This is a genomic window from Micromonospora sp. WMMD723, from assembly GCF_049863385.1.
In the GTDB taxonomy this organism is placed as follows: domain Bacteria; phylum Actinomycetota; class Actinomycetes; order Mycobacteriales; family Micromonosporaceae; genus Micromonospora; species Micromonospora wenchangensis.
Map to the genome: position 1 here is coordinate 6930722 of NZ_JBMKNR010000001.1, position 14711 is coordinate 6945432.

General features: G+C 70.6%; 8 protein-coding genes. All 8 read right to left on the reverse strand.

Annotation, left to right across the window (positions count from 1 at the left end; all coding sequences use genetic code 11):
- The 8 genes from ACN261_RS29920 to ACN261_RS29955 all read right to left on the reverse strand — a co-directional run bounded on the left by ACN261_RS29920 (position 1) and on the right by ACN261_RS29955 (position 14620).
- The gene (locus ACN261_RS29920; RefSeq protein ID WP_421483036.1) at positions 1-1284 is read right to left on the reverse strand and encodes a cation:proton antiporter; all 1284 of its coding nucleotides are present in this window, start codon (positions 1282-1284) and stop codon (positions 1-3) included.
- Positions 1281-2525 carry an NAD(P)/FAD-dependent oxidoreductase gene (locus ACN261_RS29925; RefSeq protein ID WP_363656088.1) on the reverse strand — a complete coding sequence of 415 codons (1245 nt, stop codon included), beginning with the start codon at positions 2523-2525 and terminating at the stop codon, positions 1281-1283. The genes ACN261_RS29920 and ACN261_RS29925 overlap by 4 nt, the downstream gene beginning before the upstream one ends.
- Positions 2526-2731: 206 nt before the next feature.
- Positions 2732-4336 (reverse strand): radical SAM protein, encoded by a 1605-nt coding sequence (locus ACN261_RS29930; RefSeq protein WP_421483037.1) that lies wholly within the window; start codon positions 4334-4336, stop codon positions 2732-2734.
- A 99-nt stretch (positions 4337-4435) separates the two neighbouring features.
- Positions 4436-6292, reverse strand: a complete 1857-nt coding sequence (locus ACN261_RS29935) for an AfsR/SARP family transcriptional regulator (RefSeq protein ID WP_363656084.1) — start codon at positions 6290-6292, stop codon at positions 4436-4438.
- 42 nt (positions 6293-6334) lie between these two features.
- Positions 6335-7645: a salicylate synthase gene (locus tag ACN261_RS29940; RefSeq protein WP_425853418.1), complete on the reverse strand. Its 1311-nt coding sequence runs from the start codon at positions 7643-7645 to the stop codon at positions 6335-6337.
- Positions 7642-9264: a (2,3-dihydroxybenzoyl)adenylate synthase gene (locus ACN261_RS29945; protein WP_425853419.1), complete on the reverse strand. Its 1623-nt coding sequence runs from the start codon at positions 9262-9264 to the stop codon at positions 7642-7644. Before ACN261_RS29945 ends, ACN261_RS29940 begins: the two co-directional genes overlap by 4 nt.
- A gap of 59 nt (positions 9265-9323) precedes the next feature.
- Positions 9324-10139, reverse strand: a complete 816-nt coding sequence (locus ACN261_RS29950; protein WP_363656078.1) for a thioesterase II family protein — start codon at positions 10137-10139, stop codon at positions 9324-9326.
- A 38-nt stretch (positions 10140-10177) separates the two neighbouring features.
- The gene (locus ACN261_RS29955) at positions 10178-14620 is read right to left on the reverse strand and encodes an amino acid adenylation domain-containing protein (RefSeq protein ID WP_425853421.1); all 4443 of its coding nucleotides are present in this window, start codon (positions 14618-14620) and stop codon (positions 10178-10180) included.
- Positions 14621-14711 lie beyond the last annotated feature (91 nt).

Sequence of the window (14711 nt, forward strand, 5' to 3'; positions counted from 1 at the left end):
TCAGCCGGTGTGGCCGGCCGCTCGGGACAACGGCGGGGGTGCGGATGCGGTCGGCATCCCGGCGCTGAGTTCGACGGGCCTGCGGTAGACCAGGGCCAGGAGCGGCCCGGTCATCGCCGTGGTGACCAGCGCCATCACCACCATCAGCGAGTAGAGGCCGTCGTCGAGCAGACCGAGTTGGAGCCCGACGCCAAGGATGATCAGTTCGGTCAGGCCGCGGGTGTTCATGAGCACCGCCAGTGCCGCGGACGGGCGCACGGCCAGGCGTTGGGAGCGTGCGCCGAGGTAGGCGCCGGCGAACTTGCCGGCCACGGCGACGATCAGGATCGCGCTCAGCTCGGCGAGCTGGGTGGTGCCGAAGTCGCTCAGGTCAACCGCCAGGCCGGCCACGACGAAGTAGACCGGCAGCAGCAGCCCGGTGATCCGCCCGAGGTGGCGCAGCAGGCCGTCACGCAGTCCCCGGCCCCCCTGCCGGGGTATGACCAGACCGAACATGAACGCACCGAACAGGTAGTGCAGACCCATCACCTCGGTGGCCGCTCCGCTCAGCAGCGCGCCGATCGCCACCACCCCGAAGCGCACCGGCGACAGCTCCCGCTCGGTGTCGTCGTCCGGCGCGGACGCCACCAGGTAGCGGCGGGCCAGCGGGCGGACGACGAACGCCAGGAAGGCGGCGAACGGCACGATCAGCGAGACGCGCCAGTGCTGGCCCGCGCCGCCGACCAACGCCTGCACCCCCGCGAGCCCGGTCCAGGCGGCCACGTCGACGATCGCGGCCACGGCGAGCGCCATCCCGCCGAGGGCCGTCGCCGCCAGCCCCCGGTCGCTGAGGATGCGGGCCAGCACGGGAAAGGCCGTGACCGAGACGGCCAGGCCGACGAAGATCACATAGCCGAGCCGATCGGCCGTGCGGTGGCTGGACAGGACGGACAGGGCGAGGCCGATGCCGAGCACGAACGGCACGACCATCGAGCCCAGGGCGCACAACGTCGTGGCCCTGGCCCGGCCCCGCAGGACGTGGTGCTCGACCTCCACCCCGACGCCGAACATGAACAACAGCACACCCAGGCCCGCCATCGCCGCCAACAGCGACCGGATGCCGTCGGGAAAGAGCACGGCCGACAGCCGACCCCCGAACAGGGTGGGGCCGAGCAGGATGCCCGCGAGGATCTCGCCCACAACCGGCGGTTGGCGTACCAGGACGGCCAGCCGGCCGAGCCCCTGGGCGAGCAGCAGGATCAGCGCGAGGTCGACGAAGAGAAGCTGCGCCTGGGTGCTGGTCATCGTGCCGTTTCGCTGGCGACGGCGATCAGGTCGCTGAGATCGATGTGGAACAGGGGATGCTTGCCGCTCATGCCCGAGATCAGCGTGACGAAGTCAGCCGAAGGCTTGTTCTTGTGCTCGGGGTCGACCATTTCCTGGGCCAGGCTGTGATAGAACTCCTTGTACTTGCTGCGGTCGTAGAAACGCTCCACGAACGATCTGATTTCGTCGAAGAAACCAGAATATGCGGTCGCGTACCGGTCGAGTGCCTTCTCTTCGATCTCGGGATGCTCGATGACCTGGTGGAGGATCTTCGCGAGCGTGCTGCCAGCAAGCGTCGCGAGCGCGACACCGGTCGAGAAGAGAGGGTCGACGAAGGCTGCGGCGTCGCCGACGAGCACCCATCCGTCGCCGTAGAAACGGTCGCTGTGGTACGACCAGTCGCGGGCCGTCCGGAATCCCGCCGAGCGCCGGCCGGGGGCGAGCATCTTCTTCAGCTTCGTGGTGCGCTCGCACTGCTCGCGGAATATCTGCTCAAGCTTCTGGTCGCCCTCGCCCACCAGCGAGGCGCGGGTCACGTACCCGACGCTGATCGTGCCTTTGTCGATCGGGATGCCCCAGAACCAGCCCTCGTCGAGGCCCTCGATGAGGATGTTGGTGTATTCGTCGCCGGGCAGCCGCTCACAGTTGTCGAAGTAGGTCCAGACCGCGACGTTGCGCAGTTCGTCGTGCCACTTGACCCCGGTCCGACGCCGGCCGATGACCCGCGCCTGCCCGGAGGCGTCGACGACCAGCTGCGCCCGGGCCTCACAGAGCCCGTCGGTGCCGCGCAGCGCGTACCGGACGCCGGTGACCCGACCGTCGACGTCGATGGTCTCGCGCACGGTGGCGTCCTCGACGACAAAGGCGCCGAGCTCACGGGCCCGGTCGAGGATGAGCGCGTCGAGGTCGGCCCGGCGCGTGTGGTAGGCGTACTCGTGCCCGCCCTCGATGAACGAGAACTGCCACGGCACCTGCTCGTTGCCCCAGATGAGGCTGCCCCCGTACTTGCGCTCGAAGCCGCGCGCGTCCATCCGCTCGGTCAGCCCGAGCTCCTGCATCGGGCGCATGAAGGCGGGGATCAGGGACTCGCCGACGTGGTAGCGGGGGAACCGCTCGCGGTCGAGGACCAGGACGCTGCGGCCGGATTTGGCGAGCAGACCCGCCGTGGTCGCACCGGCCGGGCCGCCGCCGATGACGATGACGTCGAATTCGTCGGGCACACCGAATAGCTGGGAGGACATCGAGACCGACCTTCCTGATGGCGAACAGGTCGGGCGCGGATTCCGTCTTCGATCCACGTCCGTCTCTATTCTCGGTGCGGTTGCTGCCTTCCCTCTGGACACCGTCTGGAGGATTTCTGGGGTTGCCGCGACCACGAAAAGCAGTGGGCGCCGGCGGTCGCCGGCGCCCACTGCTTTTCGTGACTCTATATGGCCTCGCGGCACAGGGTCCGAGAATCGTCTGCACGCTCGATCCCGAGCGCGTGCAGTTTGTCGAGTTCACCGTTGACGACCGCGGCTGCCTGGCCGGCGTCGGGGTAGTCCACCGGCGCCATAACCATCCGTTCGACGCACTTCTCCGCGCGGATGTTGGTGAGCCGGTCGCGGTGCGGCATGAGCCAGTGCTGGAAGGCGTGCTGCCACAGGTGCAGGACAGCCGTCTCGCTGCCGTGCCGCACCCGGTCGAGGGTTTCCTTCTGCAGCCGGGTGGCCTCGGCGCTGTCCATTCCGATATGCGACCAGGCGGCCGTGGGATCGGTAGGGTCGTGCGAGACGATCTGCAACTCCTCACGGTCCTGCCAGAGTGGCATCGTCTCGTCGGTGATCGAGAACTTGCTGAGCGCGAAGTGACCCACGTACTCGTCGACCAGGAAGTCGCTGGTGTGGGCGAACGCCTCGGGCGTCTCGCCGGGGTAGCCGACGATGAAGAAGACGTAGTAGCCGATGTCGCTCTGGCTGAGCAGCTCACCGGCGCGCCGGTTCTGTTTCACGCTCACCCGCTTGCTCATCCGCTTGAGCGTCTCGTCGTTCATCGACTCGAAGCCGATGTGCAGCTGGCGGCACCGCGACCGGGTCAGGTTCTCCACCAGTTCCGGGGAGTTGATCGTGTTGGCCCGGCTGAAGCCCTCCCAGGGCGGTGTCTCCGCGTCCGGCAGCAGCTCCAGCAACCGGCGCATACGGGTCGGTGGAACGGTGAAGGTCGAGTCCATCGCCGAGATCATCTTGGCGTCGTTGTGTCGACCGTACGCGGCCCAGTCGTGCACGATCTTCTCGGCGGACTTGTACCGCCACTTCGGCGAGGCGGCCGGGAACGAACAGAACTTGCAGTCGAACGGGCAGCCGCGCATCGACTCGAACGGCACGATCGGCGCGGAGCCGGCGACCGTCGGGGACGGGAAGCGCTCCAGATCCACGTACTCGACGGCATTGATCCTGATCCGCGGTCCGTCACGCCACACCAGGTTGGGGATGCCGTCGAGGGGCGCTACCGCCTGCATGGCATCGAGCAGCCGGGGCAGGCTCTCCTCGGCGTCGCCGCGCACCACGGCGAAGACCTCGGGATGGTCGCGCATCACCGGCATGAACTTCAGGTTGGTGTACTGGCCGCCCATCACCACGGGGGTGTCCGGGACGTGCTTGGCGATCCAGTCCAATGCCGTCGCCACGATCCCGTCGTTCCAGATGAACGTCGAGGAGAGCAGGACCACGTCGATGTCGCCCGAGGGCGGGCGCACCTGTGAGGTCCACACCTCCTCCAGCGGTACCCGCTCGAACTCGTGGCCACTGGAGGCGAGGATGGAGGTGAGGGTGACCGACGTCAGGTGGGGCACCGAGTCGGGACGGGGACGCAGCAGCGCGTACCTGCGGCCGCCCTTGTCGAAAGCCAACTGGTTCACGTCCAGGTCGGGCTTGCCGGCCAGCTCCAGCACCCGGGTCGCCTGCGGGCCGCGGACGCGATCGAGCAGCGACCCCGACAGGTACCCCGAGTTCAGATTGGCGGGGCCGAGCCCACTCATGAGCAAGACACGCATGTTCCGCCACTCCCGTCCGTGCAGGTCCCGTGTTGGCCTCATCAGGCTGACACCGGCGTCTGTAGGGCCTATGGTTTCGCTCTGGATCGCCGTGGCCGATCATGACGCCCGCCCGTGTCCCGCGTCCCCCGCGCATTCCCGGGCGTAGACGGCCACCAGGTTGTTGAGCTGGTACTCCCCGGGGCCGGCTTCCTCGATCAGGCGGTTGTCCGCCAGGACGGCCAGCTGCTGCTGCACGTGGTGCCGGGGAGCGCCGGTCAGCGCGGTGGCGAAGGCGGCGGTGATGGTCTCGCGCCGGGCGGCACCCAACGTCCGCAACAGCCGGGCCGCATCGTCCGGTAACGCCTGATAGGAGACATCCAGGGCCGCCCGCAGGCTGGTCGAGGCGTCATCGGCCACGGCCAGCCGGTCCAGTCTGCTGCGCTCGGCCACGTACCGTTCGAGCAGTTCGGCCGGGGGATGGCCGGGATCGGTCGCGAATGCGTCCGCCGCCAGCCGCAACGCGAGCGGAAGGTGCCCGCAGAGGTTGGCCAGTCGCCGGGTCACCGGGCTGTCCGGCCGCATCCGCTCCCACCCGGCCAGGCGCGCCAGCAGCTCGACCGAAACCTCCGGATCCAGCGGCCGCAGGGCCACCCGGTGCGCGCCGTCGCGTGCCACCAGACCGCCGAGCCGGACCCGGCTCGTCACGAGCACACACGACGAGCTACGCGGCAGCAGCGGGCGTACCTGGTTCGCGCTGCGGGCGTCGTCGAGCACGATCAACAGACGCCGCGCGTGCACGAGGCTCTGGTAGTGCGCGATCCGGCCGGCCAGGTCGCCGGGTATGCGGGCGTCCTCCACCCCCAGGCTGCGTAGCAGGAAGAGCAGGCACTCCCCCGGGCCGGCCGGAGCAACTCCGGGGTCGGTCCCACGCAGGTCGACGAAGAGCTGCCCGTCCGGGAAGGCCCCGCCGATCCGCTTGGCGAACTCGAGCGCGAAGGCGGTCTTGCCCACGCCCGGCGGTCCGTCGACGACCGCCAGCCGGACCGCGCCCGATCCCCCGTCCGGCCGCAGCAGTTGCCGGCTCAGCAGAGCCAGCTCCTCGTCGCGCCCGGCGAACCCCGACGGCACGGCGGGCAGCTGCGCCGGTGGGGCGGGCAGCACCACGGCGACCGGCGTGCTCCGCTGGACAGCCGGAACGCCCAACGTCGGATCGCTGACCAGGATACGGCGGTACACCTCGCGCAACTCGGGGCTCGGATCGATGCCGAGTTCCTCGCTGAGGAGCTGGCAGGTCTCCCGGTACACCCGCAACGCATGCGCCTGCCGGCCCGACCGGTAGAGGCTGACCATCAGTGACCCGCGGAGCCGCTCACGTAGCGGATCCTCGCCGATCGCCTCGGTCAACCAGCCGACCGCCTCGGTGTGGCGGCCGGCATCGAGCAGGCAGGCGGCGTGGTCCTCCGCCGCGGTCAGGCGCAGGTCCCGCAACCGGCTGCGTTCCAGCGCCGCGAACGGGCCCGGAACGCCGCCGAACGCCTCGCCGCGCCAGAGCTTGAGCGCGCTCTCGAACATCTCCACCGCGCCGGCCACGTCGCCGCCGCTGCGCAACTGCCGGGCCTGGGCGACCATCTGGGCGAAGAGCGCGGCGTCGACCGCCCGCGCGTCGGTGTGCAGCGAGTAGCCGCCGACCGCCGAGATCAGCACCGCACCGGTCTGCCGACGGCTGCGGCCGGGTTCCAGGGCACGGCGCAGGCCGGCCACGTACGTGTGCACGCCGTTGGCCGCGGTCTGCGGAATGTCGGTTCCCCAGACCGCGTCCGCGATCTGCTCGACGCCGACCACCTCACCGACCCGGCTGGCCAGCAGACCGAGCACGGCGCGCTGTTTGGGTGGCCCGAGAGGGACCGCCTGGCCGTCCCGCCAGGCGCGCACCGGGCCGAGCAGCTCGAAGTGAATGTTCATTCCCGTGGACATGTGCGGTCACCTCTTGACGACGGTGTACGGCCGACGGCTGGCTCACCCTTCACTGATCACCAGATAACCGGCGATACAGCCCAGCTTCTCGCAGGTCTCCTCCAGCTCACGTTCCGGTCGCGACTGCCCGACGACGCCCGCCCCGGCGCGCAGCCACGTCACCCCGTCACGCGAGTAGGCGCTGCGCAGCACCAGCGCGGCATCCATGCTCCCGTCCGCGTCGACGGTCACCACCGCGCCGGCGTAGGGTCCGCGCCGCTGCGACTCGAGCCGGCCGATGGCCTCGTACGCGGCACGCTTCGGCACGCCCGACGCGGTGACGGCGGGAAAGACCGCCGCCAGCGCCGACCAGGCGTCCCGGCCCTCCGCGAGCCGTCCGGTCACCTGGGAGCCCAGGTGCTGTACCGAGCCGCGTTCCTTGACCGTCATGAACTCCGACACCGCGACCGTGTCGGGGCGGCACGAGCCGTGCAGTTCCTCCACGGCCGTCCGCACCGAGATGGCGTGTTCGTGGATCTCCTTGGCGTCGGTCAGGAGTTGCCGACGCAGTCGCACGTCGGTCTCGGCATCGCCGGACAACGCCCGGGTGCCGGCCAACGGTTGGCTGACCAGTGTGCCGTCGGCATCGACCCGCAGCACGATCTCGGGGCTGAAGCCGAAGACCTGCAGGCCGGACATGGCGAGCAGGAACGACCGGGCAGGTGTGTTACGGCGGCGCCCTGCCATGAAGCTCGCCGGGAAGTCGATCTTCTCCGGCACGCCGACGACCCGGGACAGCACCGCCTTCTCCAGCTTCCCCGCGTTGATGTCGCGGACCACCGAGGCGACGGCCTCCTGATACTCGTCAGTGGCGGCCGCCAGGTCGACGCTCGCCCGCCCGGCCGGGCGTCGCGGCTGCGACGTCGGGTCGGCGAGCCGGCGCTCGACCGTGTCCAGGTCCTCCGCCGTGAGGCTGCGTACGGTCGCGTGGGAGCCCTGCAGACGGACCTCGACCGCGGGAACCAGCAGGTGGGCCAGCACCTCGTCGGCCGGTTCCAGTCCCGCGAGCGCCGCCCCCAGTTCGAAGGCGCACCATCCGTACGCCCGCCACCCGGCAAGCGGCAGCTCGTTGAGAAACCGGCGGACGGGGACGAGCGGGTCGCCCTCCCAGGGTGTCTCGACGGTCTGTCCGTCATAGACGCACCGCACGGTCCTCGGGCCGACCACGACCTCGGCCGCGGTGCCACAGGCAACCTGCCAGCCCTCTGGTGACTCATAGACCACGTAGTTGTCGAAGATGTCCGCCACCGCGACGGCGCAGACGATGGGCTCCTCGGTCGTTTGGACAACTGCGGTTCGGTAGTGCCTGGTCATCGGGCTCCTCCTCCGATCAACTGGGCAACGGCCCGCGCGGTGAGCGTCTTCTTGTCGATCTTGCCGACCGCCGTGACAGGCAGGCGGTCGAACACGACGAGGCGGTCGGGCAGCTTGAAGCCCGCGACGCCACGCTCGGTCAGCGCGCTGCGGATCTCTTGCAACGCCGGGGGGTGTTCCGCGCCACGTGGCACGATGCAGGCACAGGTCAGCTCACCCATGTCCGGGTCGGGCACGGCCACGACCGCCGCGCCAGCCACTGCGGGCATCGTCATCAGGAGTTCCTCGAGCTCCTGCGCCGGGACCTTCTCGCCGCCCCGGTTGACGACATCATTGATCCGCCCCACCACCTCCAGATGGCCGGTGGGCCGCGACAGCACGACGTCGCCGGTGCGGAAGAAGCCGTCGCCGGTGAAACGGACGCGGTTGAACCCGGGCGCCCGGTAGTAACCACGGAACGTGTACGGCCCCCGGGTGAGCAACTCGCCGGGTTCCCCGGTCCCGACCTCGGCGCCGTCCGGCCCGACGATCCTGATCTCGTCGCCCGGCGAGAGCGGGCGGCCCTGGGTGGTGAGCACCAGGTCCTGCGGGTCGTCGAGTCGCGTGAAGTTGAGCAGTCCCTCGGCCATGCCGTACACCTGTTGCAGACGGCAGTCGAGCCCCTCGCGGACCCGCCCCGCCGTCACAGGGTCGAGCCGTGCGCCGCCGACCTGCAGCACCTGGAGCGAGGAGAGGTCCTCCGGCATCCACTCGGCCGCCTCCAGCCAGAGCGGCACCATCGGCGGCACCAGGGAGGTGATGGTCACCCCGGCCGACTCGATCAGGGAGAAGCAGTCGTCGGGCGACGGCGACGGCGACAACACGGCTACGCCGCCGGCCCGCAGCACCCCGAGTACTCCCGGGCAGCCCAGCGGGAAGTTGTGCCCGACGGGCAGCGCCGCCAGCAGCCGGCTGTGCGGACCCACGTCGCACACCTCGGCGCTCGCGCGCAGCTGGTACGCGTAGTCCGCGTGGGTCCGCGGGATGAGCTTGGGCTTGCCGGTGGTGCCGCCGGACAGCAGGAACATCGCCACGTCACCGGGCTCGGGCGGCGGGGTCGTCCGGGGCTCGGCGTCGACCTCGGCGAGCGCGGTGAAGTCGCCGGGTTCACCGGCGATGAAGACCTCGGTGAGCGTCGAGCACCGGGACCTCACCTCCGTGGCCATCAACCGGAAGTCGTGGCCGAGCACCACGTCGGCGCCGACGTAGGCCCGGGCACCGGAGACCTCGACCAGGTCGACGATCTCCATCGTTCGGTGTGCGGGGAGCGCGAAGACGGGCAACGCGCCGATCCGCAGCAGCGCGAGGGTGCAGACGACCAGATCGATGTCGTTGGGCAGTTGGACGATCACCCGGTCGTCCCGCCCGATGCCCCGGTCGAGCAGTCCGGCAGCACGGCGCTCGGCCGCCCGGTCGAGTTCGGCGTAGGTCAGGGTGCGTTCGGCGGTCACCAGAGCGCAGCGGGCGGCGCGGCCGGGGTCGTCGGCAGGCCATCGGCCGAGAACCTCGTCCGTCCAGTAGCCCGCCTCCCGGTAGGCGTCGGCCGTCTCGTCGGGCCAGGGCACACAGTTCTCGAGCACGCGGCTTCCCCTCTCTGTACGGGTTCGATCCGGTGACGGTGGTGTTCGGGGCGATGTCGCTACGGCGCGGACGGCAGCGCGACGATGGCGGTCACCGCCGAGCGAACAGCGGTCATGGTGCGGGCCAGCACCGGACCGTTGGGGTCCAGCAGCGCGAAGTGGTCGCCCGGTAGCGCACACACGTCGAACTGGCCGGTGGTGACCTCGTGCCACGCCGCGACCTCGGCCGCGTCGGCCTCGGGATCGTCGCTGCCACGCAGCGCCGTGACCGGAATGGCGAGCGGGCGGTGTGCCGGTGGGCGGTACGTCTCGATCAGCCGGTAGTCGCTACGGATCACCGGTAGCAGCGCGCCGAGCAGGGTCCGGTCACGTAGTACGGCCTCACCGGTGCCCCTGAGCCGGCTCAGGTCCGCGATCAGCTCGTCATCGTCCTCGCTGTGCAGGGTTGTCCGGCGCAGCCGGGCCGGACCCGGCTGGCCCGAGACCACCAGCCCGGCCGGCGGGGTGCCCAGGGCGGTCAGGCGACACGCGAGCTCATAGGCGACCGAGGCACCCATGCTATGTCCAAATAGGACAGTTGGACATGCCGAAAGGGAGCCATGGTCGGTCATGACGGCGGGCAGCAGTTCGGCGACGAGGCCGGACATCGTCACGTGGGCCGCCTCACCGTAGCGGTCCTCCCGGCCCGGGTACTGGGCCACCAGAATCTCCACGTCCCACGGTGCGTCCACCGCCCACCGGCGGAACTGGCTCGCCGAACCGCCCGCGTGCGGCAGGCAGACCAGGCGGGCCCGGGCGTGACGGCGGACGGCGAACCGGCGCAGCGGTCCGGCGGTCGCCGACGTACGGGCATCGGTTGTCGATGTCGCTTCCATTGAATCCCCCATGTGCTGTCGGATGGGTCGCTTGGCGACTAGAGCACGCCGGATTCGAGCTCCTCGACCGCGTTGCCGGCACCCACCCGCTCGGTGATGAGGCGGCACATCCCGGCCACCGTCGGCGCCCTCAGGACGTCGCCCATCGGCAGCGCCGCGCCGAACCTCGATCGGATCTCGGAGAGCATCCGGGTCGCGAGCACGCTGTCGCCACCGGACTGGAAGAAGTTGTCGTGCCTACCCACGCAGGACAGTCCGAGCGAGCGCCGCCACAGGTCGGCCACCGCCTCCTCGATCGGGCCCTGGGGCGCCGAATGCCCCGGACCGGCCGCCGATCGGTTGGCCGAGACCAGTCTCAGCGCGGCACCCCGGTCCACCTTCCCGTTGGCACTCAGCGGCAGGGCGGACGTCACGACCAGCCGCCCCGGCACCATGTGACCGGGCAACCGCTCGGCGGCCCACTCCAGGACGTGCCCGATGTCCACGGCCGGCGCCCCCTCGTCGAGGCACGCCGTGAGCAGAACCGCACCTTCGCCGTACCGCACGATCTCGCCGGCCACGAACCCGGCCGCGGCGAACCCCGCCAGCCACGATGCGACCGGCGGACCGACCCGGCGGGGACCGTTGCCGCGCAGCAGAGGACCGAGTACGACTGCGGAGAGGCTGTCGTCGGCGCCGGCCACGACGAACACCCGGGCACCGGGACGCAGCATCGGCCGGATACCGGCCAGCACCACGGCGGGCGAGGCCATCGCGAACGCGTCGTTGATCAGCCCGACGTCGGCGCGGTGCAGCAGGTCGTCGGGCACCGTCACACCGTCCTCGCAGCGCACGGTCGCCCCGCCCGCCCGGCCGGCGAGCCGGGCACTCGCCGCCGCCAGCGCCTCGGGAAATCGGCTGACCAGCACGTAGGTCGTCCCCTCGGCACCGACCGCGTCCGGGCTGACCGCCATCAGCAACTCGGCGGTCCGGCCGCCGTGCGCGTCATACTCCACCACGACGCGGGAGGCGCCCGGCGTTGCGACGGCCGCGTCGGCGGCGGAACCCACCGCCCGGAGACCGAGGGACACGCCAGGGCGGTCCAGCCCCTCGGGCGAGAGCGCCGGGTCGTCCAGCAGGGCCGCCTCATCGGCCTCACCGGCCAGTACCGTGGCCAGCAGTGGGCGGGCCCGGTCGAGTGCCGCAGCCTCGGTACCGGCACCGCCCGGCGTCCCCTCCGGCTGGCGCAGAGCGCGGATCCTTCCCGCCTCGATCCGGACCACGTCGCGCTCGGACAGGAAGGCGAGCCACGCGGTCAGCGCCTCACGATGTCCCGCGGACACCGCTAGGGCGTCGACCTGCACCGCACCGGCGCCGGCCGCGAGATCGGTGAGGAGCGCCATGAGCGTGGCCTCGGCATCGGCCCCGGCATCGGCGCGGGGTTCGGCGGCCGGGCCGGGTGGCGGCAACGGATCAACCGCCGCGGTCGCCTCGACGACCAGCGCGGCCAGTCGGTTGTTGTGCTCGCCGTCGGCCACCGCGACGACCCGCGCCACACACGGATGCGCGGCGATCGCCGCCTCGACCTCACCGAGCTCGACCCGAAAGCCGTTGACCTTGACCTGATGATCGGTCCGTCCGAGGAACTCCAGGGTGCCGTCCGGCCAGTAGCGCCCGAGGTCGCCGGTGCGATACCAGCGCATGCCCGCCCACTCGACGAAGCGTTGCGCGGTCAGGCCCGGGTCGCCACGGTATCCCTCGGCGACACCGTCCCCGCCGATCCACAACTCGCCGGGTACCCAGTCCGGGCAGTCCCGGCCCACCAGATCGACCACGCGGTAGCGCTGATTGCGCAGTGGGGTTCCGTAGGGTATCGAGCGCCAGTGCGCCGGGACGGATTCCACCACGAAGGCGTTCGACCAGATCGCCGCCTCGGTGGCACCACCGAGCGCGACCAGCCCGCACCGGCCGCCGGTCTGCTTGGCGAGGCGCTCGGGCAGGCTCAGCCGGACCCAGTCGCCGGAGAGCAGCGCCAGCCGCAGGGACGGGGGCAACGGCTCCGGATCGGCAGCGGTCAGTAGCATCTCCATCAGCGCCGGCACCGAGTTCCACACCGTCACCCGGTGCCGGGCGCAGAGCTCCAGCCAGCGGGTCGCGTCCCGACGCTCGTCCTCCGCCACGAGTGCCAGGGCCCCACCCACGGCGAGCAGGCCGAAGATGTCCCAGACCGACAGGTCGAAGTCGAGCGCCGACACGGCGAGGACGCGGTCGTCATCGCCGATGTCGAAGCGTTCATTGACATCCTCCACGGTGTTGACCGCCGCACGGTGGCTGAGCTGCACCCCCTTGGGCTCGCCGGTCGAGCCGGAGGTGAAGATGACATAAGCGGGGTCGTCGGGCTCGCCGGCCGCCGGCGGGGCGGGTCGTTGTCGTAACGCCTCGGCGATCAGCAGCTCGGGAATCCCGGTGGGATCAGCTCCGCCGCTGCCCGGACCGGCGGCGAGCAGGGCCGCCGCGCCGCAGATGGCGGCGATCCGGGCACGACGGGCCACCGGCTGGTCGACGCCGACGGGCACGTACGCCGCGCCGGCAGCGAGGATGCCGAGCACCGCAGCAATCTGGTCGGGCCCCTTGGGCGCGGTCACCAGCACGGTGTCGCCGCGGCCGATCCCCCGCGCCCGCAGGCAGGCGCTGATCCGACAGGCGCGGTCGGCGAGTTCGCCGTAGCTCATCCGCCCGTCCTGGCCCCAGACCAGCGCCGTGCGGTCGGGGTCGCGTGCCGCCCGGGTGAAGAACCCGTCATGTAGCCGTTGTCCGCTGTGCTTGCGGCAGGAGCCGTTGACCTCGGCACGACGCGAGCGGGTCACCTCGGGAAGCTCCACGGCGGCCCCGACGGACCAGTCGGCCGTGACCAGCGTGCGCAGCAGCTCGACATAGGCGGTGTGCATCTGGTCGAGCACCCCGTCGGGGAAGAGGTCCTCGACCGCATCCCAGGCGATCATCAGACCACCGTCGCGGGTCAGGTAGACCTGGTTGTCGAGCCACACCTGGGGCGTCTGGGAGAGCATGAACGTCTGGTCGCCGAAGCGGTCGGCGAAGGCTGTCGGTACCAACGGGGTGTCCACGTTGCAGGCGAACACGACCGGCGCGGTTCGGGGAGAGGCCGGGTCGGCGCGCAGCAGTTCGCGCAACACCTCGACTCCGTTGTAGGCGCTGTGGTCGAGATCCCTGTGCAGGCGCTGCTGGATCACCCGGGCACGTCCGGCGAAGTCGGCGGCGGCACCGAGGTCGACCTCGAGCAGGGTGAGGCTGGTGAAGTCGGCGATGAGATGCGACACGTCGGGGTGGATCTCCCGGTCCCGGTCGAAGAACGGGATGTTGACCAGGAACCGTGGGTCGCCGCTCCACCGTGACAGGATCTCGGCGTACGCCGTCAGGAGCAGGGTGGCCGAGGTGACCCCATACGCCGCGGCGCGCTGTCCGAGCGCCGCCCACTCGTCCGGGCAGAGCTGCCGGACGCGGCGGACGAAACGGGTCGTGCGGAGCAGGCTGGGCTCGACCGCGAGGGGCAGATGCGGAGCGCCCGGCAGATCGGGCAGCCTGGCCTGCCAATAGTCTCGGGCCGCCGCCCACGCCTGCTCCCTGACCGGAGCCCGGCGGTGCAGGTAGTGGGAGAAGGTCAGGCTCAACGGGGGCAACCGTTCACCCGCATAGAGGGCGGCCAGGTCGGCGAGGAGCAGTCGGATGCTGTGCACGTCGCAGACCAGCAGATCGATGTTGAGGTGGAGGCGGTCGGCGCCGGGAAGCCGGCTGACCTGGAGGTCGACCACCTCCCCGCGCTCCACCGCGAGGCGTCGGTGCGACAACGATTCGCGCAGCCGCCGGGACTCCGCTTCCACCTCGGCCGGTTCGGTCGCACGCAGGTCGTGCACCTCGGGACCATCCCAGCCGGACTCGGCGGCGATCGTCTGTGTGCCGTCCTCACCGAAGACCGCACGCAGCATGGCGTGCCGCGCGAGCAGCGCGCGGAACGCCGTTCCCAGCAGCTCGACATCGACGCCGGTAGCCTCGAACTCGAGGTAGGCATGGCATCCGACACCACCGAGGGGCTGGTCGTCCCCACGGCCCACCCAGTACGCCTGCTGCACCGGGGTGAGCGCGAACGGGGCCTCGGCAGCAGGCTCACGCTGAACCGGCTGGGCACGGGCGGACCGGGGCGCGGGTGCGTCGCCCAGCAGGCGTACCCATGCCGAGATGGTGGGATCGGCGACCAGCTCGGCGAAGCTGGCTTTCCTGCCGGATCGACGCAGCCGGTTGGTGAGCCGCATCAGATGCAGCGACTGGAGGCCCAGTTCGATCAACGAGGAGTCGTCGTCAGCGGAGGTCAACGACACCCCCAATAGCGGGGAGATAAATCCTCTCAGCTCGTCGGCAACCCCCGGTAAATGGGATTTGTGATCTCCGGGATCATCGCTCTCGGGATTCGCGTCCGCCGCCGCCATCCGGAACCTCCTTAGACGCCCAGCCCTCACGGAGCTTTGACTCTAATAAGATTCCATCCTAGCATGAGCATTGACGCTCGTAAATGGATTA

Bases quoted from the DNA above. Each gene is read 5' to 3' on its own strand.
- ACN261_RS29920 (WP_421483036.1), bottom strand. From the start codon at position 1,284: ATGACCAGCACCCAGGCGCAGCTTCTCTTCGTCGACCTCGCGCTGATC.
- ACN261_RS29940 (WP_425853418.1), bottom strand. From the start codon at position 7,645: ATGACCAGGCACTACCGAACCGCAGTTGTCCAAACGACCGAGGAGCCC.
- ACN261_RS29955 (WP_425853421.1), bottom strand. From the start codon at position 14,620: ATGGCGGCGGCGGACGCGAATCCCGAGAGCGATGATCCCGGAGATCAC.
- ACN261_RS29935 (WP_363656084.1), bottom strand. From the start codon at position 6,292: ATGTCCACGGGAATGAACATTCACTTCGAGCTGCTCGGCCCGGTGCGC.
- ACN261_RS29950 (WP_363656078.1), bottom strand. From the start codon at position 10,139: ATGGAAGCGACATCGACAACCGATGCCCGTACGTCGGCGACCGCCGGA.
- ACN261_RS29930 (WP_421483037.1), bottom strand. From the start codon at position 4,336: ATGCGTGTCTTGCTCATGAGTGGGCTCGGCCCCGCCAATCTGAACTCG.